This window comes from Pseudohaliea rubra DSM 19751, from assembly GCF_000764025.1.
GTDB classification, from domain to species: domain Bacteria; phylum Pseudomonadota; class Gammaproteobacteria; order Pseudomonadales; family Halieaceae; genus Pseudohaliea; species Pseudohaliea rubra.
Map to the genome: position 1 here is coordinate 57,149 of NZ_KN234746.1, position 20,053 is coordinate 77,201.

18 protein-coding genes are annotated in these 20,053 nt (G+C 64.8%); 6 read left to right on the plus strand and 12 right to left on the minus strand.

The annotated features are described in order from the left end of the window. Nucleotides 1–13: 13 nt before the first annotated feature. The gene (locus HRUBRA_RS01430) at nucleotides 14–661 is read right to left on the minus strand and encodes a hypothetical protein (protein WP_035513822.1); all 648 of its coding nucleotides are present in this window, start codon (nucleotides 659–661) and stop codon (nucleotides 14–16) included. Between the two features lie 122 nt (nucleotides 662–783). Between HRUBRA_RS01430 and HRUBRA_RS01435 the strand changes: the two genes are divergently transcribed. Continuing rightward, entirely contained in the window at nucleotides 784–2,898 is a 2,115-nt protein-coding gene (locus HRUBRA_RS01435) for a S9 family peptidase (protein WP_052094258.1), read from the plus strand. After that, nucleotides 2,895–3,272: a DNA-3-methyladenine glycosylase family protein gene (locus tag HRUBRA_RS01440; protein WP_052094259.1), complete on the plus strand. Its 378-nt coding sequence runs from the start codon at nucleotides 2,895–2,897 to the stop codon at nucleotides 3,270–3,272. The genes HRUBRA_RS01435 and HRUBRA_RS01440 overlap by 4 nt, the downstream gene beginning before the upstream one ends. Nucleotides 3,273–3,564: 292 nt before the next feature. Here the strand turns inward: HRUBRA_RS01440 and HRUBRA_RS01445 are convergent, their stop codons facing one another. The 7 genes from HRUBRA_RS01445 to HRUBRA_RS01475 form a co-directional block, all read right to left on the minus strand. Beyond that, nucleotides 3,565–6,630: a DUF3427 domain-containing protein gene (locus HRUBRA_RS01445; RefSeq protein WP_035513824.1), complete on the minus strand. Its 3,066-nt coding sequence runs from the start codon at nucleotides 6,628–6,630 to the stop codon at nucleotides 3,565–3,567. A gap of 173 nt (nucleotides 6,631–6,803) precedes the next feature. Next, the gene (locus HRUBRA_RS01450; RefSeq protein ID WP_035513826.1) at nucleotides 6,804–7,340 is read right to left on the minus strand and encodes a hypothetical protein; all 537 of its coding nucleotides are present in this window, start codon (nucleotides 7,338–7,340) and stop codon (nucleotides 6,804–6,806) included. A gap of 17 nt (nucleotides 7,341–7,357) precedes the next feature. Then, nucleotides 7,358–7,795: a hypothetical protein gene (locus HRUBRA_RS01455; RefSeq protein ID WP_035513828.1), complete on the minus strand. Its 438-nt coding sequence runs from the start codon at nucleotides 7,793–7,795 to the stop codon at nucleotides 7,358–7,360. A gap of 253 nt (nucleotides 7,796–8,048) precedes the next feature. Beyond that, nucleotides 8,049–8,537, minus strand: coding sequence for a DUF952 domain-containing protein (locus HRUBRA_RS01460; protein ID WP_035513829.1), 489 nt, complete (start codon nucleotides 8,535–8,537; stop codon nucleotides 8,049–8,051). 131 nt (nucleotides 8,538–8,668) lie between these two features. Beyond that, complete coding sequence (locus HRUBRA_RS01465) at nucleotides 8,669–9,241, minus strand: PepSY-associated TM helix domain-containing protein (protein ID WP_144244341.1); 573 nt, start codon at nucleotides 9,239–9,241, stop codon at nucleotides 8,669–8,671. A gap of 7 nt (nucleotides 9,242–9,248) precedes the next feature. Then, a complete protein-coding gene (locus HRUBRA_RS01470) occupies nucleotides 9,249–11,633 on the minus strand; it encodes a TonB-dependent receptor (RefSeq protein ID WP_035513832.1) in 2,385 nt (794 codons plus the stop codon). 27 nt (nucleotides 11,634–11,660) lie between these two features. Then, a complete protein-coding gene (locus HRUBRA_RS01475) occupies nucleotides 11,661–12,830 on the minus strand; it encodes a saccharopine dehydrogenase family protein (RefSeq protein ID WP_035513833.1) in 1,170 nt (389 codons plus the stop codon). 66 nt (nucleotides 12,831–12,896) lie between these two features. On the opposite strand from HRUBRA_RS01475, the gene HRUBRA_RS01480 reads away from it, so the two are divergent. Continuing rightward, nucleotides 12,897–13,535 carry a DNA-3-methyladenine glycosylase family protein gene (locus tag HRUBRA_RS01480; RefSeq protein ID WP_035513834.1) on the plus strand — a complete coding sequence of 213 codons (639 nt, stop codon included), beginning with the start codon at nucleotides 12,897–12,899 and terminating at the stop codon, nucleotides 13,533–13,535. Then, on the plus strand, nucleotides 13,532–15,244 hold the full coding sequence (locus tag HRUBRA_RS01485; RefSeq protein ID WP_035513835.1) for an amidohydrolase: 1,713 nt from the start codon (nucleotides 13,532–13,534) through the stop codon (nucleotides 15,242–15,244). Before HRUBRA_RS01480 ends, HRUBRA_RS01485 begins: the two co-directional genes overlap by 4 nt. A 7-nt stretch (nucleotides 15,245–15,251) precedes the next feature. On the opposite strand, the gene HRUBRA_RS01490 is transcribed toward HRUBRA_RS01485, so the two are convergent. Both HRUBRA_RS01490 and HRUBRA_RS01495 read right to left on the minus strand, forming a co-directional pair. Continuing rightward, complete coding sequence (locus HRUBRA_RS01490) at nucleotides 15,252–16,214, minus strand: ADP-ribosylglycohydrolase family protein (RefSeq protein WP_035513836.1); 963 nt, start codon at nucleotides 16,212–16,214, stop codon at nucleotides 15,252–15,254. Between the two features lie 280 nt (nucleotides 16,215–16,494). Continuing rightward, nucleotides 16,495–17,106 (minus strand): class I SAM-dependent methyltransferase, encoded by a 612-nt coding sequence (locus HRUBRA_RS01495; protein ID WP_035513837.1) that lies wholly within the window; start codon nucleotides 17,104–17,106, stop codon nucleotides 16,495–16,497. Between the two features lie 266 nt (nucleotides 17,107–17,372). Here HRUBRA_RS01495 and HRUBRA_RS01500 point away from each other — a divergent pair, with 266 nt between their 5' ends. Together HRUBRA_RS01500 and HRUBRA_RS01505 are read left to right on the plus strand one after the other, a co-directional pair. Next, entirely contained in the window at nucleotides 17,373–17,696 is a 324-nt protein-coding gene (locus tag HRUBRA_RS01500; RefSeq protein ID WP_035513838.1) for a hypothetical protein, read from the plus strand. A 25-nt stretch (nucleotides 17,697–17,721) separates the two neighbouring features. After that, on the plus strand, nucleotides 17,722–18,525 hold the full coding sequence (locus HRUBRA_RS01505; RefSeq protein ID WP_035513839.1) for an SDR family NAD(P)-dependent oxidoreductase: 804 nt from the start codon (nucleotides 17,722–17,724) through the stop codon (nucleotides 18,523–18,525). Nucleotides 18,526–18,585: 60 nt separating this feature from the next. Here HRUBRA_RS01505 and HRUBRA_RS01510 read toward each other — a convergent pair whose 3' ends face one another. Both HRUBRA_RS01510 and HRUBRA_RS15085 read right to left on the minus strand, forming a co-directional pair. Further along, nucleotides 18,586–19,677, minus strand: a complete 1,092-nt coding sequence (locus tag HRUBRA_RS01510) for a DUF2855 family protein (RefSeq protein ID WP_035513840.1) — start codon at nucleotides 19,675–19,677, stop codon at nucleotides 18,586–18,588. Further along, entirely contained in the window at nucleotides 19,652–19,963 is a 312-nt protein-coding gene (locus HRUBRA_RS15085) for a hypothetical protein (protein ID WP_161787584.1), read from the minus strand. Before HRUBRA_RS15085 ends, HRUBRA_RS01510 begins: the two co-directional genes overlap by 26 nt. Nucleotides 19,964–20,053: the final 90 nt, after the last annotated feature.

Here is a 20,053-nt window from a genome sequence, read left to right on the forward strand (position 1 = left end):
GAGCAGATCGGCGTTAGCGGGGCGGCGCACCGGCGCCGCCCTGTTGCTCCATGAGTTGCTGCGCCATGAGCTGGTACTCGGCCTGGGCGCGCTGCAGCTCGGCGAGCAGCGTACGCACTTCAGGATCTTCCTCCTCCATGGCGGCAAGAACGCCCTCGTTCAGGGCGTTGCGCTTGTCCTTGAAATCCGACGCCGCCATCACCTGCTGCTGCGCCTGGCGCATGTCGCCGAGCTCGGCGCGCAGGGCATCGCGGCTTTCCTGCTGTTCGACAGCGCTCAGAGCGTCGCTCTCCAGCTCCGCCTGCAGTTTCTCCATACGAACGCGGCCCGCCGCCACATCGTAGCCGGCGTCGTTCATTCCCGCTTCGACGAAGTCCTGCAGCGCGTCGCGCTCCTCAGCAAGCGCCGGGTTATCCTCGATGGCGCGCTGCTGCAGGGCCATGAGCTCTTCGTTCAGCTCATCGAGACGGCTGCGTTTTTCCTGCAACTCCTGCATGAGCCTGGCGGGCGGGCCGCCGTCGGTCCCTGCCGGCGCACTACCCTGCATCATGGGTTGGGCGAGCGCCGTGGTCGCGCCGAGGGCCGCGAGCGCCGCGGCAAGCAGACCGCCGCGCAGCCGGCCGAGAGAGGCCAGGAGAGAGGCCAGAGTGTGCTTCGACATGTGGTGCGTACTCCCGTCACAATGAATCGGCCGGGCACAGTAACAGCCCGGCCCGGGGGGGTGTCAAAGTGCCCCCCGCGCCGTGCTAGGATCCGCGTTTTCCTCAAGATCGGATTTGAACCATGCTCGATTGCCTGCATGCGCGCCTTACCCCGCTGGCCATCCCCTTTGTCTTGTCCCTTGCGGCCCTTGCCGTCGTCCTGCCGGACAACGCCTCGGCGCAGGACACCGGTAAGCCGCCCTTCGGCCCCATGGACGTCTTTGCACTTGAATGGGCGGCAGCGCCGCAGGTCTCCCCGGACGGCGGGCAGGTGGTGTACCAGCGCATGGGCTTCGATGTGATGACCGACAAGCGCCACGGCAACCTGTGGCTCGCACAGACCGACGGCAGCGGCCAGCAGAAGCTCACCGGCTTCGACGGCAGCGAGAGCGGCGCCCGGTGGTCACCGGACGGCAGCCGTATCGCCTACCTGCGCAGCGCCGGCGAGACCGATGGCACCGAAATCTACGTGCACTGGCTTGCCACGGGCCGCAACGCCCGCATCACTCAGCTGCCCGCCAGCCCCGAGCAGCTGCGCTGGAGCCCCGACGGCCACCACCTGGCTTTCGCCATGCAGGTGCCGGCGCCGCCGCCGGTAGTCAGCGAACAGAAGCTGGACAAACCCGAGGGCGCCAGGTGGGCTGAACCCGCCCGTATTACCGACCGGCTCTACCATGAGCGGGACGGCCAGGGTTACCTCGAGCCCGGCTTTTCGCAGGTATTCGTCGTACCCGCCGACGGTGGCACGGCACGGCAGGTGACCGAAGGGGACTTCCACCACCGCGCCCCGGCCTGGTCCGCCGACGGCAGCATCCTCTTTGTCACCGGCAACCGCAGTGAAAACTGGGAGTACGATTACCGCAACAGCGAGCTCTACGCCGTGGATCTGGCCACCGGCGAGACCAGCGCCATCACCGGCACCCCGGGGCCGGACATGAACCCGACGCCCTCCCCCGACGGCGAGCACCTCGCCTGGCTCGGCTTCGAGGACAAGGAAGAGGCCTACCAGGTCACCCGGCTTCGTGTGGCGAAGCCGGACGGCTCGGATACGGTAGAACTGCTTCCGGCACTCGACCGCTCCGTGAGCGCCATCGCCTGGGCGGCAGATTCAAGCGGCCTGTACCTGCAGTACGACGACCGCGGCCGCACGAAGATCGGCTTTACCACCCTCGCCGGCGACTTTACTCCGGTGGCTGACAACCTCGGCGGCGCCACCATCGGCCGCCCCTACGGCGGCGGATCGTTCTCCGTGTCGCGCACGGGCGTGGTCGCCTACAACCTGACCCGGCCGGAGCACCCCGGCGAGCTTGCCGTAGTGCGCGGCGACGACCTTACGCTGCTCACCGACCTGAACGGCGACCTGCTGCCGCACCGCGCCCTGGGCGCGGTGGAAGAGTTCTGGTGGAAAAGCTCTCACGACGAGCGTGAGATCCAGGGCTGGATCGTCAAGCCGCCGCACTTCGACCCGGACGAGCAGTACCCGCTGCTCGTGGAAAACCACGGCGGCCCCATCAGCAACTACGGTGAGCGCTTCTCGCCGGAGATCCAGCTCTACGCCGCCGCCGGCTACGTCGTGTTCTACCCCAACCCCCGGGGCAGCACCGGCTACGGCGAAGAATTCGCCAACCTGCTCTACCACAACTACCCGGGCGAGGATTACGACGACATCATGAGCGGCATGGACGCCGTGATCGAGCAGGGCTACGTGGACCCGGAACAGCTCTACGTCACCGGCGGCAGCGCCGGCGGTATCATGAGCGCCTGGATGATCGGCAAGAGCGACCGCTTCCGCGCCGCCGCGGTCATCAAGCCGGTGATGAACTGGTACAGCAAGACCCTGAACGCCGACAACTGGTTCTGGTACTACCACACCCGCTACCCGGGCACCCCCTGGACCAACCCAGACGACTACCTGAAATTCTCGCCCATCTCCCTGGTGGGCAACGTCAATACGCCAACGCTGGTCATGGTGGGGCTCGACGACCTGCGCACCCCACCGTCCCAGGCGAAGCAGCTGTACCACGCCCTCAAGTACCGCAAGATCCCCACGGTGCTGGTGGAACTGCCCGGTGCCTCGCACAACATCGCAAAGCGGCCGAGCCAGCTGGTGGAGAAGGTGGGGCATATCCTGGCGTGGTTTGAAGAGCACGGGATCGACGCGGCGGACAACACGGAAGGCGCACAAACCGCCCCGTGAAGCCCCTCACCCACGCCGGACACCGCACGGCGATGGAGACGCGGCGCGCGGCCGGCTTCAGCCGGCAGAAGCTGGGCTACACCCGCCTGGTAGCCGAGGCCATCGAGGCTGGCGGCCTGCCCATCAACACGCTATCGCGCAAGCCGGACGACGAAGGCTGCGCCCTGTTCACGGCCACCCCCGGCGTCGGTCATTGGACGGCAGACTGCTACCTGATGCTGGCCCTGAAACGCCTGGACCACTGGCCCGTGGGCAACCGGGCGCTGGTAAGGGCACTTCAGGCATTAAAGGGCTTACAGGAACGGCCGGGGCCAGAGCGTCTCGATGAACTGGGGGAGCATTACCGGCCGTACCGTAGCGTGGCAACGCATTAGCGGGTCTAGGCTTGCTCCAGGCAACATGGAGATGAATCGTCCGTCAGGCACCCCTTGGCAGACTTGCGTTCCTGCTCACCCTCATCGCCCTCCCCCCCTCGTCCGGGTCTTCGCCGGGCTCGGCCTCAGCATCCGCGTGGACGCCGCCGGCAACATCATCGCCACGCGGCGCGGCACTAACCCGCAGCTGCTTGCCTCCGGCTCGCACATCAGCTTTGCAGCAAAGGGTCAGGATGTTCGTTATCGAACAACCCAGTAGCACGCCTCAAGCTGGCTTTGATCGTACCTCGACTCAAGCTACGGCAAGAGTCTGGAATTCTCTCACCAAGCGCGCGGGCATACGCTGTTTCAACTTCCACGTGATGCTCATGGGCCGGCTGCCTTCATGGTGCTCATACTCCAGCGAGCCGAGGTAATAGTATGGCTGGGAGTAATTCGCTGCCTTAGCGATCGACCGCACAAATAATAGCGGCATCGTCCCTAGCGACGTGTGATTGATATAGCGGCGCCCGGTCGGTGAAGTTTCGGACGTCGTGCTCTGAGACTGCCAATGAAAACGCTCGTCACTGATCGCGTAGTCCTCGTAAAGCGTTGTAGGGCTGTAGTGCATCTCGTTCTTCTGAATTGTCGCGAAGAATAGATCTAACTGCTTTTTTCTGAGGTAACGGACGCCTGCCTGGACTGGCGGGCGCGACGTCCAGGTCCAATCACCCGACAACGACAGGATCTCATCTCGGGTATAACGGGCATGCGGGACCAACCAAATACCCTCCGGAGAGGACGGCCTGCGGATAACACCGGGACGCGCCATAAGCCAATCCACAAGCTCTCTAGCCTCCGCGAGAACAGCCGGGTTCTCGTTCAGCCTGTCCCAGAGCAGCTGAGGATCCGCGAGACCGAGCGGACGGATCAGCGTCGACAACAAGGCCAGTATCAGGGGGTCGTTGCCTTCGCCATCACTCAACCATTCATGCCAACGAGCGAGTCGCAGCTCGTCGTCTGCATGCGATATCCGACGAAGCCACTTTGCAAACACAGCATTATCCGGCGCGAAGGGCTCCCCTGTGACCTGTGCGCGAGCACAGAGGGCGGACCAGGTGTTGCGACGGTAAATATCTTCTGGAGTCAGCCGGTGATGCTCCAGGAATGCGGCGAAGGTCAGTGGCTTGCCCGTATCCAGAGAAAAGTCAGCAATATCGCGAACCAGCTTCGACTCATTAGCCAGAAGAGAGTCCCGTATATTGCGCAACACTCGCTCTTTAGCCACCCGCTCTAACTGCACCGCACAGCCTGCAGGCAAATGTGGAAAGCCCTGCTCCAATTCGCGCCTGATATCGACGCCCGGATTCATAGAGAGCGCTTTCAGGCGTAGATCAAACCTGAACTTCCGGTGCATCTGACCAACAAAATCCAGCACGGTGAGGTAGTCTTTTTCATCGGTCAACCGCAGTCCTCGACCGAGCTGCTGCAGGAAGACCGTCAGGCTCTCGGTCGGGCGAAGGAACAGCACCGTATCAATTTCCGGGATATCGACTCCTTCGTTGTAAAGATCCACCACGAAGAGGAAATTGATTTCCCGGCGGCGCAGGCGCTGTTGTATCTCGCTACGATACGCCACCGGGCTGTCGGCAGACAAAGCCCCTGCGGAGATACCGGACCTCTCGAAAAATCGGGCCATATATTCGGCGTGCCGCACGCTGACACAGAAGCCCAAAGCACAGACACCATGCACGTCCATCAATCGCTTGCGACACTGGTCAACGACATGCTGCGCGCGGAGATCGTTGCCAGTAACGAGGTTATCGAGTTCTGAGGTTCGAAAACCTCCCCGCTCCCACTTCAAGGGAGAATAGTTGATCCCCTCGACATCTGAGACGCCGTAATAATGAAAAGGCACAACCAGGCGCCGATTGATTGCATCCGGCAGCCGAATTTCGCTGACGATACGATCATCAAAATAGCGAAGCACGACTTCGCCATCTGCCCGCTCGGGCGTAGCGGTAAGTCCAAGGAGAACGTCTGGTCTCAAGAAATCAAGAATGCCCCTGTAGCTGGCAGCAGCCGAACGATGGGTCTCGTCGATAACCACATATTGAAACGCTTTCACATCCCACTGTTGAGGCAAGCGCCGTTGATGAAGAGTATTGACCGTCGCAAACAGGTGTTTTGATTGGGTTGGCTCATGCATGCCATCGAGCAATTCACCGAAATTCTGGTCTCGAAGGACAGCACGAAAGGTGTGCATTGTTTGCCGCAGTATCTCGAGGCGGTGCGCCACAACCAGTAGCGGTGGACGGTCTCCGCCGTGCATCGCTGAAAAGCGGCAATAGTCGAAAGCCGCGATCATGGTTTTTCCGGTACCTGTCGCGGCAACCACTAGTTGTCGGTGCGGCGCCGACTTGGAGGCGCGATCTTCCTCCAGTGCTTGTAGCACCTCCTCTTGGAACTGGTAAGGCCTTAGTTCAAATACCGGCAATGGTCCATCGGTAGCCGTGCCTCTCTCCTCCTGGAGCGCCAACCGCAAACGATCCTCTTCAAAGGCTTCAAATTCACCATCGCGCCAATAGGTCTCGAAAGTCCCGCGAACTTTTTCCCAGATATGCCGGTCAGCGTGCTCGGTTACCTTCACCGTCCATTCCAGTCCCTCCGTAAGCGCGGGGCGCGAGAGATTCGCGGAACCAATGTATGCCGTGCTGAATCCCGTATGGCGCTCAAAGAGATAGGCCTTCGCGTGAAGCCGGGTTCGGTGGACATCGTAGGAAACCTTAACCTCGGTATCCGGCAGTGATGCCAGGAAGGCTACCGCCTTCAGATCTGTGGCGCCCATGTAGCTCGTAGTAAGGACCCGTAAGCGGGTGCCCGGTCGGCTGGTGAATTCTTCCAGGGCATCCTGCAGAAGCCCGATGCCGCCCCACTTGATAAACGAGCAGAGTATGTCGACCTGATCTGCTGTTGCCATCTCCTGCTTGATCTGTGACAGCAGGCTGGGATCAAGCCTCGTACCGGTAAGCAAGCTCGTTTCACTGATGGGTGTATCGGGCCGAGCAAGATGACAACCCACATCGGTGACCGCCATCAGTCGTTCTACGTTGCTCGTCAACCGGGCACCGATGAACCCACCCTTATCGCGACTGCTCAGAAGTTCGATAATCTGATTGACGAGTGCTCGCTGTTGCTCAATCTGATCGCGCTTTGGCAGGCTGCGCAGAGCTCGCGCAATGAGGTCGGAAAGGTGCTGGGCCAGAATCGTGTGACTGTCACCCGGTTCGAGCTTTTCACGCTGGGTATCAAAGCTGGTGTTTGAAAGAGCATCGGATAACCCCTCATCGATGACTCGCTCGTAAAGACCTTTTCGCATTTACCAAAGCCACTTCGCAGAATATAAAGCTGTTGTTTCTGGCCCCCTCGTCATCGCATCGCCTGGCCGCCTCTGCCTGGAGCAAGCTGCACAGATAAGAGCAGCACTGCCCAACCGGGTTTCGCTTGCGACGTTGAGCTACTGCAGCGAAGATGGACGTGCATAGGGTCAGCTCAAGTATCGATCTCGCCGAAGCCTTGAACCATTCCCCGAAGCAGGTCCCACAGGAAACGAAGGGCAAGCCATAGCAACCAGGTTGCCCAGGTTACCAAGCGCAAAGCCGTCATAACCAGCGCGAACCCCACCTGCATCCCCATAACCGCCAACTGCGCCACCACCGCATGCTGCCCCCGCACCTGCACACCGGCGACCTTGAAGGACGAGTAGCGCGGCTTCAGCAGGTTGAGGGTGCCGGCGCCGGTTTTCACCGACGCGCTGATGCCGCTCTTCGAGGCGTTCAGCGCAAAGGGCCCATTGCGCCAACGGCCGATGAACTGGGTGCGGCCGTTCTGCAGACCAAAGCGTGCGCCGCGGGCAAGGCGCGCAGAGAGGCGCAGCCCTTTCGAGGAATTGACCGTTGCGCCGAGCGGACCCGCGCGGGCCTCTGCGCGCACCGCTGCACCACCGGTTCGCGATAGCCGGGTGTGCTTGCCTCGGTGCTCAACGCGAACCTGCCGTCCCTCTTCGTCTTTTTTGCCAAAGCCAAACATCCAGCGCGATAGCCCGCTCAATCGTCCCCGATAATGCGCAGCCCGCTGCCGAACGGGTTCGTCGGGCTATCCGGCGCGTAGGGGTTCCCCGCCCCGTAGGGATTATTGATCGAGTCCGGCGAGTACTGGCTACCGTAGCGGCCGTAAGGGTTCGACACCGACTCGGGGTCGTGGGGGTTGCTGCTCAGACGACCGCGGTAGTTGCCCTGGCTGTCGTAGAGCTTCGGCGCCTGGGTGGCATAGGGGTTGTTCGCGGACTGGTTGCTATAGGGACTGCCGTAGCGGCCGTACGGGTTGTTGATGCTGTTGGCGTCGTAGCGGCTGCCGGCGCCGTAGGGGTTGGCGGTGGAGTCCGGCGCGTAGGGGTTGGCGCTTAGGTTGCCGAGGTGGCTGCCGGTCTGGGCGGCGACGGGAAGCGCGAGGGCGGCGAGGAGGCTTAGGGCGATGCGAGGCATGGGCGGGCCTTTTTCCGGCGGGCTCCTACACAGCTTAGCTGCCGTGGCGAGGGCGTAAATGCTGTATGGGCGCACAGGTCGCATTTTCGCGCGGGTTTCATCAGGGTGTCGCGGCAGAGCTGCCGTTTTGCCTCAGGGGCGTTGTTTTAGCATCGAAGGTCGCGACGGGGTGCCGCTCCTGTAGAGGAGGCCATTGCGGCGTAGTTGCGGCGGGACGCCGCTCCCACAGCGGGGAGCGGCGCGCGAGTTCGTTTCAGTCGGTGACGCCGGAGACGGCGAGGAAGCTGCCGTTGGCGGCACGTTCTACCGGAATGACCTCCAGCACCGCGGCCGGTTTGATGCCGCCGAGGATGTGCGGGAACAGCTCGTCGTCGGAGCCTTCGAACTCGGGCTCGATAGCGCCAACGGGGGCGGTGCCTTCCCAGATCGTTTTAACACCGGTGGCCTCCAGGCTCTCCTCGGTCATGCGCAGGCAGTACCAGGTGCCGTCCACGCCCTTGTAAAAATGGTTGGCCACGTTCATCAGCGCCGCGGGGTTGGCGGTGGCGTGGGTAAAGCCGTCGGCCTCGTAGGTGGGCGGATAGTAGGTGCCATTGTTTTCTACCACCGGTTCCCAGAGGCGGGCCTGGACGAGGTGGTAAACATAGGGATAGTCGGGGCGCATGGGTTTCTCCTCGGCGCTGGCGTGAAAGGCGGTGAGAAAGGCGGTAGTAAAGGCGAAGATCAGTTTGAGGACTCTCATGGGGTTGGGCTCCTGAGCTGTCAGGGGAGGATTGCGCATAGTTTGCGAAAAGTAACGCCAGTGTCTTCAGCGAAAGTTGACAGCAAGAATCGCGCCGGACGGCGCCGGCCCCAACCGGGAACAACAGAGCTTCAGAGGGTGCTTTGGCGGCGGCGCTTACGGGCGCGGTGCCAGGGCGGGAAGCCAAAGAGATAGAGCCCGGACAGGGACAGCCAGAGCAGAGAGATGCCGGCGAGGGTCATAAGCACCAGTTTGGTGCCCTGGCCGAACACCGCGAAAGAATGGATGTCCATCCACAGCTGGTCGCCGCGTACGCCGCTGTTCAGCACAGCACCGGTACTGGCGTCCACCTGGATTTCCCGCGGAGAGGACCAGGTGCCCGCGCTTTCCAGGCGGACCTTGTACAGGTGCTTGCCCGGGCGCAGCTCAATGCGGTTGATGTCTTCGAGGCCCTGCGCTTCCGGGAGGTCCAGGGCGAGGACGATCCCGGCTACGTCGGCTGGCGGGATCATCGCGGTGATCGGCGCCGGCTCGCCACGGCGGGCAGCCGGCTGCAGGTAATCCCACTCCTTCTTGAAGGCCACGAGCGCGCCGGTCACCGCAAGCACCGTCATCACCACGCTCAACAGCGTACCGGTCCACTTGTGCCAGCGGCGCGCCTGCCGGGCCAGGCGAACGGGAAAGGGAGAACGGGAGTGCGGCACTACTCGACTACCAGGCCTTCTCGAGAATCAGCCCGAACTGCGGGAAGGGGCTCGCGTCCTCGTCGATCTGCGCGCCGCTGATCGGGTTGAACTCCAGCGGCGAGCCCCGGTCCGCGCCGTAAACATTGATGACGTCGAGGAACAGCACCAGATCCATGCCCCCCATGCGACGACGGTAATCCACACGCACATTGAGGGATTGATAATCACCCAGCGTGGTGGCGTTGACCTCGGTGATCTCCTTCGAGGCACGGGTGAGACCGAAGGTCGGAGGCAGCACATCCTCGTGGATGATGAAGCGGTCCCCCGGGCGGCCGCTGCCCCACTTCCAGCGGGCCGCGAGCTGGAGCCGGTCCGTCACCTCCCAGCGGGCGCCGAGGGAGGCAAAGTGCTCGCGGCTGAAATCCGGCCTGTAGCTACTGCGGCCGTCGTTGTCGTCCTGACGACCGCGGTTCCAGGAGTAGGTAAAGTCTGCGGACCAGCCGTTGCCGAAGGCCCGCTGCAGCACCAGGTCGAAGCCTGCATTGGTGCCCTCCCCGCTATTCAAGGCGCGGCCCGTGGCCCGGCTCTGATCGACAACCAGGTCGTCGAGCACCTGGTAGTACACCTCGGCAATCATGTTCAAGCTGTCGCTCAGGTCATAGTCAACGCCCAGGCTGAGGTGAGCGATTTCCTCATTGGCGAGGTCGAAGTTCACCGGATCCGCCGCGCGCACGATGAAGCGGGGCGATTCGTACAAGAGACCGCTGGTCAGCGAGAAGCGCAGCTCCGGCGAAGCTGCATAGCCCAGGGAAAAGCGCGGGGCGACATAAGTCTCTTCCGAGAAGTCGTCGCGGTCCACGCGCAGCCCGGGGCGAAGTTCGAAGCGCCCCAGCTCGAACACCTGCTCCGCATAGGCAGAAACATTGGTGCCCGTTCTTGCAAAGCTTGCGTCGATGAACGCGGGCTGCCAGACAATATACTGCTGCCCCGGGGGCCGCGGATCGTCGCTTTCATACACATAGCGGACCCAGGGGCCATCCAGCCGCGTCTCGAAGTCCGCGTCCTGATGCACGACGCGAAGGCCCGCCGAGAACTCGCCGAAGCGGTTGAAGGTAGTGAAGTCACTGCGCCAGCCGATCTCCTCTTCCTTTTCGAGGATGGAGAAAACGTTCTCCCGCACCGGAATGGCCGACGGATTGCCGCCGGCCGGCAGCAGGTCCGGGAAGGCCTCTCCCTGGGTCGAGTCCTTGTCGCTGCTGCGCAGGTAGAGGCGATTGGCCCATTCGCCGCTGTCGCCGACAAGGCGGCGCCAGGTCACGCCCGCCAGCGAGAGGTCCTGCTCGGCGCGGATCAAGGACGTGTCGTCGAAGTCATCGTCCTCGGCGACGTTGCCCAGGTCCCGGGTGTAGTCCTCCGGGGCATGAATCAGCAGAAACTGCAGTTCATCGCGCTCAGTGAGCTGCGTGGTGGTCTTAAGAATGATATCGGTCACCTTCGGCGTGCCGATATCTTCCTGCCCGATCAGCTCGAACAGGTTGCCGAAGTCGAAGCGCCGGGCCGTAAAGAACACGGAGGTATCGTCGTCGATACCCGACGGCCCGTCGTAGGTGAACTCCGCGCCGGCCACATCAAGGCGCAGGCTGGTGACCGGCGTAAGCCCACCCTCGGCGAGCTCCAGGCGCAGCAGCGAGCCCGCGCGACCACCATAGGCCGAGCCCCAGCCGCCGGGGGAGAATTCAGCGCCGGCTACAGAGTTGGGCGCGAAGATCGAGAAGCGGCCGCCGCCGGCAATGTCGTCCTCCTCGCCGATGGTCTGATCAAAGTGCACCACTTTGTCGAGGGGAAAGTCGTCAACGAAGATAAGATTATTACGCGGGCCACGGCCACGCACCGTGAAGCCGGCAAAGGCGCCGTCGGAGGCAAGGCCCGGGAGACCGTCGAGGGCACGCATCACGTCGGGGCCAGCACCCACGGCGTTGCGCAGCTCGTCGCGGTTGCGAAAGGTGCTGCTCACCCCGTCCAGGCCGTCCGCCTGCCGGGCCCGGGCAACCACCCGCACTTCCTCGAGGACGGGGCCCGCCGCTACCCCGAGAGCCGGCAGCCGCAGCTCAAGCGTAGCGACACGGCGGGCGATCACGCGGAACACGGGTTCCTCGACGGCGGCGCGTCCATCAGCCTGTGCCGCCACGAAAAAGAACCCCTCTTCCAGCGCTTCGAAACGCGCCACGCCACCCTTGTCCGAGCGCGCTTCCAAGGCCCGCCCATCGCGATCGGTCACGACAACACGCACGTCGTCCAGCGCGCGCCCCGTCTCAGCAGCCACGGTGCTGACCACCAGCGAACCGGGCTCCGCCAATGCGAGGGTCGGCAGCAGCAAGGCACAGAAACTCAGGAAGGCGCGGGCTTTCATCGACGGCAGCTCCGGGTTGTTCCGTCTCTACTCCAGGCGGAAGCTCAGGCCGGCATGCGCCTCGAGGCGTTTGACAAGCTTCTGCCCCAGGGCCGGCGCCGGCGTATAAATGCCACCGGGCAGGTCGGCACACTCCGAGACCAGGCATACGGCACTCTCGCTGATCATCTTCGAGGTGGAGCCGTACCCCGGATCCATGTCGCCGCTGACGGAAGCACGGATTTCCCGGCCGTCGGCCGTGGTGCCCACGAACAGCACATCATAGTTGCCCGCCTCGCGGGCTTCCTTCGAGGGTCCCTCGCCGGGCTTGGGCGCGTCATCGCCCCCGAGGGGATCGGCCTTGGCCACATACTCCGCCGCCGCCTTGCCCTGCTCCCCGGGGCCCGTGAGCATCATCTCGTCGTAGCGGAAGTCCTCGCCGTAGGCATGCCCCAGGAGCGCGTTGGAACGGTGAATGTTCTTGCTGTTGATGGTGGCCATAATGAACGGCGCGACCCACTGGCCGAGAAGCTCGTCCTCGAAGGGCTTGTTGTCCGCGGGCTGCTCCGGACCGCGAAACCCCTCGGCCAGAGCGAAGGGGTCGATCAGGGCGTTGAGGAGCTCCGGAGCGGCCTTGATCGCTGCCATGGTGGCGCCGAGAGACGCAGCGGTGCCGCCGGAGAACTCACCGTTCATGGCCCGCACCCGGCCGCGCACGCGGGGACAGGGCGCACCGAACTTCTCCCGCGCGGCGTCCTGCAGGTAGAGCACACCGAGGTCGAAGGGAATGGAGTCGAAACCGCAGCTGAACACAATGCGGGCACCGCTGGCCTGCGCGGCGGCCTGATGCGAGGCAATCATCTCGCGCATCCACAGCGGCTCCCCGCAGAGGTCGACGTAGTCTGTACCCTGGCGGGCGCAGGCGGCGACCAGATCGCTGCCATACAGCTGGTAGGGGCCCACGGTGCTGATAATGCAGCGTGCGCCACCGGCCATCGCCTCGAGGGATGACGAGTCCCTTGCGTCGGCGGTCACCAGGGGCGTGTCCGCCGGCGCACCGATCTCGTCGCGCACCGCAGCGAGCTTGTCGGCGTTGCGCCCTGCCATGGCCCAGCTGAGGCCGTGGCCCTGCTGTTGAGCCAGATATTCGGCGACGAGGCGGCCGGTAAAGCCGGTGGCGCCGTAGATCACGATATCGAAATCCCGCTGCTTGTCCATGTCCCTGCTCCTTGTTGGGGCCCCGTATTGTGACAGCACGACCACCGACGGTGCTAGCATGGTCCCATGCGCGCGCTCACACCCAGCAGCCATCGCTCGGCCATCGCTGCCCTTGCGGCTGCGGACCCGGATCTCGCTGCCATCGTCGGGCGCCATGGTCCACCGGCATTCCGGTCGCGACCCCCGGGCTTTCGCACCCTGGTCTACATCATCCTGGAGCAGCAGGTCTCCCTTGCCTCGGCCAGGGCAACCCTCGATAAAGTGGACGCCCTCCTCCCGGCCTTTACCCCCGCCGCGTGGCTCAGCCTCGACGACGACGCGCTCCGCAGTGCCGGGGTGAGCCGCCAGAAGCAGCGCTACAGCCGCCTGGCAGCGCAGGCCATCGAGGACGGTGCGCTGCCCCTCGCCACCCTGGCCCTACGCCGGGACGACCGGGTGCGCACCCTGCTCACCGCGGTCCCGGGCATCGGCCCCTGGACCGCAGACTGCTACCTGATGCTGGCCCTGCGCCGGCCGGATCTCTGGCCCACCGGGGACCTGGCGCTGGTAAAAGCCGTGCAGGCGGTGAAGGGCCTCGAGGACACGCCGGGGCCGGAGGCCCTGGAAGCCCTCGGCGAGCGCTACCGACCCTTTCGCAGCGTCGCGACGCAGCTTTTCTGGCACTATTACCTCAACAGAAAAGCAGAACCGGTAACACGCCCATGACCAGCTCTCCCCTGCGCCTTGCGCGCCAGCCCATTCGCGCAGTCCTCGCTTTCGCCGCCGGCCTGTGCAGTGCCGCCCTTTGCGCGCAGTCAGCGGACACAATTTACGCCGGAGGCACCGTGCTCACCATCGACGATGCCAACCCCGTCGCCGAAGCGGTCGCCGTAGCCAACGGACGCATTCTCGCCGTGGGGTCGGAAGCTGCTGTGCTGACCACAGCGGACGCCGACACGCGCCATGTCGATCTCGCGGGCAGGACACTGCTCCCCGGCTTCGTCGACTCCCACGGCCATGCCTACCTCATCGGCCTGCAGGCAATCAGCGCCAACCTCCTGCCCCCACCCGACGGGCAAGGCAGGGACATCCCCAGCCTGCAGGCGCAGCTGGCTGCGTGGATCGAGGCAAACCCGGACACCCTGGCGCGGCTGGGCTGGATCATCGGCTTCGGCTACGACGACTCCCAGCTCGCGGAGCGTCGCCACCCCACGCGGCAGGAGCTGGATGCCATTTCCACCGAGCACCCGATCGTCATCATCCACCAGTCGGGGCACCTGGGCGTCGGCAACAGCAAGGCCCTCACCCTGGCGGGGATCACGGTGGAGAGCGACAACCCCCCCGGCGGCGTCATCCGCCGTGAGGACGGCTCGCGTCAGCCCGACGGCGTGCTCGAGGAAGCAGCCTTTTTCAACCTGCTCCTCCCGTTCATCGGCGGTCTGGAAGACGCCATGCACGACAGCCTGGTGGTGGCCGGGACGCAGTTTGCCGCCAGCTTCGGCTACACCACGGTACAGGAGGGGCGCGCCATGCAGCAGAGCCTCGATGCCATGCGCCGGGTCGCCGAGCGCGGCGAGCTCACCGTGGACCTTGTGGCCTACCCGGATATGCTGGCTGTGCAGCCTATCGACCCCTCCCGCAGCTATAAAAAGCGCTACCGCGTCGGCGGCGTCAAGCTGACCATCGACGGCTCACCCCAGGGCAAGACCGCGTACCTGAGCGAACCTTATTTCCACCCGCCCCATGGGCTGTCCATGGACTACCGCGGTTACGGCGCCATCGACGAAGCTACCGTCATGGCCTCCGTCGAACGCACCTTCGCCAACGGCTGGCAGCTCCTGTGCCACGCCAATGGCGACGCGGCCATCGACCAGTTCATAGACGCGGTGCGCACAGCCCGGGAGAGGCATCCAGACGTTGAGGTGCGCCCGGTGCTGATCCATGGCCAGACCCTGCGCCGCGACCAGGTCGACGCCCTCCAGGAGCTCGCTATCTTTCCCTCCCTGTTCCCCATGCACACCTTCTACTGGGGCGACTGGCACCGGGAATCAGTGCTCGGGCCAACCCGCGCCGACAACATCTCGCCCACGGGCTGGCTGCTGGAGCGGGGCATGATGTTCGGCAGCCACCACGACGCACCGGTGGCGCTGCCGGACTCCATGCGCGTGCTCTCGGCAACGGTCACACGCCGCTCGCGCAGTGGTGACATCCTCGGGCCGGCGCACCGCGTGCCGGTAGCTACGGCGCTCAAGGCCCTGACGCTCTGGCCGGCCTGGCAGCACTTCGAGGAAGATGCCAAGGGCAGCATCGAGCCCGGCAAACTGGCGGACTTCGCGGTGCTGTCGGCGAACCCGCTCGAGGTACCGGAAGACGAGCTGGAGCGGATCGTCGTCGAGCAGACGATCAAGGAAGACCGGGTGATCTACCGGCGCTGAGTGCCGTTCAAGACGCGGAGGCGGTCCTGCCCACCACACGACAGCCGGTATCGAAGAGCTCCTCCGCCAGCGCGCGGATGCCCTCGCCATCAAAGAGCCGGTAGAACCAGGGGTGCGGGATAGCGCTTTCCCCATAGTAGGCGCCCGCGAGCTGGCCGTAGATGGCGCCGGTAGTGTCGGCGTCCTCGCCGAGATTGACGGCGGCGATGGCGCCGCTGCGAAAATCCTCACTGTGCCAGAAGGCCCAGAGCGCCGCTTCCAGGGCACGTACCACGTAGCCGGTGCCGCGGATCGCCGGCGGTTGCTTCTCGCGGTAGGAACCTGCCGCCACCGCACCCACCGCGAGGGCCAGGTCGTGCTCGGACCAGCGGCCCCGGGTGGGGTGGTAGAAGGGCTCGCAGAGCCGCTCCTTCTGCTCCCCGACCAGGGCCCCGAGCAGCAGGCCGCAGAAGTAGCGGCAGGCGTCGACGGCCTCCTCCGCGCCGTGGGTGGTGCGTGACATGTCCGCAGCCGCGTCGATGGCCTGCAGCGGGGAACCGCAGTAGAAAATCGGTATCGGCGCCAGACGCATGAGGCTGCCGTTGCCCGCCGACTGCGGGTCCCTGCTGCCGGCCTCGGCGTTACCGGTTTCCTCAAAGCGCAGCAGCGCGTCACGGACGGTGTTGCCAAGATCGAAGCAGTGGCCCGTGCTGCTGCGGTAGCCGTCGTGCCACCAGCGCAGGTAGCGTTTCATCTGGTCCATGGCATCGAAACCACCGCTGGCCAGCAGGCTGTCGGCAAGGCAGAGGGCCATGGAGGTGTCATCCGTCCACTGCCCCGGAGCCAGCTGGAAAGGCCCCCCGCCCAGCATGTCATCGATGGGCCGGAAAGAGCCCGGCGCCTTGAACTCCAGCGTCGTGCCCAAAGCATCGCCCACGGCAAGGCCGAGCAGTGCGCCGCGTATCCCATCACGCAGGTCGGGCTCGGTCATCGATCGTCGGGGCAGAGTGAGTGGAAGCGGTGCACACATCGCGCCTGAGTTGCCGTATGCCATTTAGCGTAAACCAATATCCAGAGAAAAAACGTGATGGCTGTCACAGTTGCAGGGCCAGCCCGTCGCAGGTCGCAAGATCACCCTGAGATGCGTCTCATCCTGCAGCATCCGGCGCCCGGGAGTCCGTGGCACGTATGCTGCAGTCGCGATCGGAAAAGGGTTAGCCGGAGCGACCCCGTCCTGTCCGGATGGCCGACCCCTGGCCGGTGCCAGAGCCTCAAGGCTGCGGAACAAGGTCCGAGAAAACGAGCGTTTCCCAAGCGACAGCCGGGCGGACGCTGTCTTCGGCGCAGGTATGTAGCACGGCGGCCAGAGCGTGGCTCCGCGCCAGCGCCAGGAGCTCCTCGCCGGAGACGTGATAAAAGCCGCGCTCCCGGTTCTCCGCCTCGTCTTTGCCATGGCGCAGCGTGATCACCAGCGTACCCCCGGGCCGCAGGCAGTCGCTGAGCACGCGGAAGGCCCGCTCCCGAACCCTGGGCGGCAGGTGCATCCAGACCGCGGACACGAGGATGAGGTCGAAACGGTGACCCAGGCTGCGCAGGTGCGCCAGGGCAGGCAGACAATCAGCGAGCCAGCTGACGCGTGCATGGCGGTACCGCCGGGCCCGATCCCGCATCCCCCGGCTGGGCTCAACGGCAATGACCTCCCAGCCCTTTTCGGCAAGCCAGTTCGCATCTCTGCCGCTACCGGCGCCGACATCACAGGCAAGCCCCGGCGCACGTCCGTCGAGCACAGCGCCCGCCCAGCTGGCGTGAACCTCTCCGGGCGCCAGGGCGCCGTAGCGCTCACTGAGAATATCGGCATTGCGGTCGTAGTAGCTCACGGTCATGACTTTACGTCATGCAGCATTAGGCGACTACGTTGGAAGTGGAGCGGTTACCCGGCCAGGCATCTGTGAACAGATGCTTGCAGGCCATGCACGGAGCCAGGACCTGGCAGTGGTCACTAGCAACGGTTGCGCATAGGTGGGATTGCCCGGGCTGCTTCTGGAAGACGCGGCCTCGCGGGTGACATCCCACTCGGCTGGTGCAATGCCCCCGGGACTTGAGCGCGAAGAACTCTTACACTTAGCCTAATGTTTTGCGGGAGCGACCCATGCAACGGCTGCTGCTTGTTCTTACCCTGGCGGCCCTGGCCGCCTGCAATGGCCGGGAGGCCGTGGAAGTGCCCCTCGACCAGCTCGTAGCACAGCAGGCGGCCTATGACGGGCGCACAGTGGTCGCCGTCGGCACGCTGCGCAGCCACCCGGATCCGCAGCACTACTGGATCGAGGACGACGGCTACAACCGCGTCGAACTCGCCTGGGCCGATGACCTTGCACCCCACCTCGGCCGGCGTCTCGCGGTGCGGGGTCTGTTCCGCTATGACCCGGACGAAGGACGCCGGATCGATGTGGAGTACCTCGCCCTCTCGCCCTGAGCGGGCACGCAACGGGAGGCTGCCCATGAGCAAGGAGCGACATCTCGCGCTGGTTACCGGCGCCTCCGCCGGCATCGGCGAGGCGATCGCCAGCGAGCTTGCTGCCAGCGGCCACGACCTCGTGCTGGTTGCCCGGCGTACCGGGAAGCTGCGCAGCGTGGCAAAACGCTTGCAGGACAAATACGCCATCGAGGCCCATGTGCGCACCACGGACCTGCTGGAGACCGGTGCAGCTGCCCGCCTCGCCCGGCGCCTGGAGCGCGAGGGGCTGGCGGTGGACGTGCTTGTGAATAACGCAGGGCTGCTGGAAGCGGGCTACTTCACCGCCATGGACAAGACGGCACTCCAGCGGATGGTGCAGCTAAACACCGACACGCTGACGGACCTCCTCGCACAGTTCGTGCCTCCCATGCGCAAGCGCGGCAGCGGCCGGGTACTGAACGTGGCCTCCATTGCCGCGTTTCAGCCAGTGGTCGGCCTCGCGGCCTACGCAGCCACAAAAGCCTATGTGCTCTCCCTCGGCGAGGCGCTGGGCGAGGAGCTGCGCGGCTCCGGCGTCACCGTCACCACACTCTGCCCGGGCGTCACGGATACCAGCATGATCGCCCACGCGGCCGACGACGCGCCGGGCTTCGGGCAGTTGCCGGGGGTCATGATCGGGAGCCCGGAGGACGTCGCCCGCGCCGGTGTACGCGGCCTGCTCCGCGGTGACCCGATCGTCGTACCCGGTGTGCTCAACCGGGCCAGCACCCTGCTGGCGGACAATCTGCCCCGCTGGCTGCGCCGCCGGCTCATGGGCGCCCTCGCGCGGAGCCGCCTCGGCGGTTGAAGAGTGACCCCCTATCAGGCCGCTGTCGGCGCGGGGACGCGCCTCCTACCGGCGCTTCGATCACAATGACAGGATAAGACCCTCGGCCGGATTCGCGCGGTTCTCCAGGAGGCTCCTGTAGGCACCGCTGACGCCCCCGGGGCCGTGCTCACGCCGCACGGCCAGCCAGCCCGACGCCGCGTCCACAAAAGGGGTCCAGGCCCCGGCAAGGCGCTCGGCAATGACGGCCGGACCCCAGTCTTTATTGCGCTTTGCGACCTGTGTCGGTGCGAAAAACAGTTCCGGCTTCGGCCCCGGCAGTTTGTCATTGCCGCCGAGAGCCGCCGATTCCCAGTGCGTCACCCCCACCGAGCAGCTATAGGCGAGCTTGTCTGCATAGTGGCCGTGGACGGACGCGCGTAGATCCCCGTTCCCGGCCATGTCCACGTAGACAACCGGGCCCTTCGGCAATGCATCCGGCTCGTCGTAGGTCACAGCAGTATCGTAGCAGCCGAGAGACTCGACAAAGCGCTTGTTGCCCGGAGAGGTGAGGCCGACAACACGCACCTGGCCCTTGCGCGCGCGATGCAGCAGCCAGGCGAGGGCCACGGCAGTCTTGCTGGATGCGCTGGAGAGCAGCACCGTGCCAGCGCCGAAGAAGTCGTTGTCGGCGAGAAAATCGTCGATGAAGAAACCGGTGGTAAACAGCGGGCGGAACAGCATCAACATTGCCTCGTGCTCCGGCCTGTAGAGCGGATCGGCCGCGCAGCGCTGGTACTGGTTGTAAACGGCCGGCAGTTCAGCGCGGTGCGCGGCGCCGTCGGTGAAGCTACGGTCTCCAACCGCCGCCGGCTGCACCAGCAGATGGCCCGCCATGGGGAAATAGCCGTAGAAGCGATCGCCCTCGGCCACCCCGTCGACATCGCTCGACACCACGTCGGCAAAGCCCCAGACAGGAATGCGGCCCCAGTCCGTATCCGCCGCTGGAAAGAACTGCCAGTAGCCGATCATGTCGCCAGTGACGCCGTAGGTGATGTTGTTCGCCGTAAGCGCAAAGGCATCGATGCGCAGCAGCGCCTCTCCGCGTTCGGGGGTCGCCATGGCTTCGCTGACGATACGGGTGTCGGCGAGCTTATAGCGGCGGACTTCAAAGGCCTGACTCTGGATTTCCATCAACGTGCTTTCCTCCCGGGCATTGTGAACGGTCGAGGCGGCTCACCAGCACAGTGACCAGCAGACCGGCGACGACACCGCGGCCGATGGTGCCACGCCAGCGCAGCACACACCGTACCACCGGTGCGCAGGCAGCACCGAGGCCGCTCCAGACGAAGAGTACCGGCGAAAGGCGCACTCCGCCGCTCAACAATGCCACCAGGCAGCCCACGAGGCCAGGGGCGAGAGTCACCCAGGGTCGCGGCACGGCGAGGATAGCGGTAATCCCTGCGGGCATTGGGGGCATTCGTGGCGCTGCAGGCGCACTGCTCCCACCGGTGAGCCGGGCAGGCTATACTCGCGGCGCACTAACCGCACCCGCAAGGAGAGAGAATCT

What these genes read in the sequence shown, in the direction of transcription:
- HRUBRA_RS01430 (WP_035513822.1), bottom strand. Translation starts at nt 661, where the DNA reads ATGTCGAAGCACACTCTGGCCTCTCTCCTGGCCTCTCTCGGCCGGCTG.
- HRUBRA_RS01495 (WP_035513837.1), bottom strand. Translation starts at nt 17,106, where the DNA reads ATGACCGTGAGCTACTACGACCGCAATGCCGATATTCTCAGTGAGCGC.
- HRUBRA_RS01505 (WP_035513839.1), top strand. Translation starts at nt 17,722, where the DNA reads ATGAGCAAGGAGCGACATCTCGCGCTGGTTACCGGCGCCTCCGCCGGC.
- HRUBRA_RS01445 (WP_035513824.1), bottom strand. Translation starts at nt 6,630, where the DNA reads ATGCGAAAAGGTCTTTACGAGCGAGTCATCGATGAGGGGTTATCCGAT.
- HRUBRA_RS01510 (WP_035513840.1), bottom strand. Translation starts at nt 19,677, where the DNA reads ATGGAAATCCAGAGTCAGGCCTTTGAAGTCCGCCGCTATAAGCTCGCC.
- HRUBRA_RS01435 (WP_052094258.1), top strand. Translation starts at nt 784, where the DNA reads ATGCTCGATTGCCTGCATGCGCGCCTTACCCCGCTGGCCATCCCCTTT.
- HRUBRA_RS01490 (WP_035513836.1), bottom strand. Translation starts at nt 16,214, where the DNA reads ATGACCGAGCCCGACCTGCGTGATGGGATACGCGGCGCACTGCTCGGC.
- HRUBRA_RS01470 (WP_035513832.1), bottom strand. Translation starts at nt 11,633, where the DNA reads ATGAAAGCCCGCGCCTTCCTGAGTTTCTGTGCCTTGCTGCTGCCGACC.
- HRUBRA_RS01455 (WP_035513828.1), bottom strand. Translation starts at nt 7,795, where the DNA reads ATGCCTCGCATCGCCCTAAGCCTCCTCGCCGCCCTCGCGCTTCCCGTC.
- HRUBRA_RS01460 (WP_035513829.1), bottom strand. Translation starts at nt 8,537, where the DNA reads ATGAGAGTCCTCAAACTGATCTTCGCCTTTACTACCGCCTTTCTCACC.
- HRUBRA_RS01480 (WP_035513834.1), top strand. Translation starts at nt 12,897, where the DNA reads ATGCGCGCGCTCACACCCAGCAGCCATCGCTCGGCCATCGCTGCCCTT.
- HRUBRA_RS01485 (WP_035513835.1), top strand. Translation starts at nt 13,532, where the DNA reads ATGACCAGCTCTCCCCTGCGCCTTGCGCGCCAGCCCATTCGCGCAGTC.
- HRUBRA_RS01450 (WP_035513826.1), bottom strand. Translation starts at nt 7,340, where the DNA reads ATGTTTGGCTTTGGCAAAAAAGACGAAGAGGGACGGCAGGTTCGCGTT.
- HRUBRA_RS01475 (WP_035513833.1), bottom strand. Translation starts at nt 12,830, where the DNA reads ATGGACAAGCAGCGGGATTTCGATATCGTGATCTACGGCGCCACCGGC.
- HRUBRA_RS01500 (WP_035513838.1), top strand. Translation starts at nt 17,373, where the DNA reads ATGCAACGGCTGCTGCTTGTTCTTACCCTGGCGGCCCTGGCCGCCTGC.
- HRUBRA_RS15085 (WP_161787584.1), bottom strand. Translation starts at nt 19,963, where the DNA reads ATGCCCCCAATGCCCGCAGGGATTACCGCTATCCTCGCCGTGCCGCGA.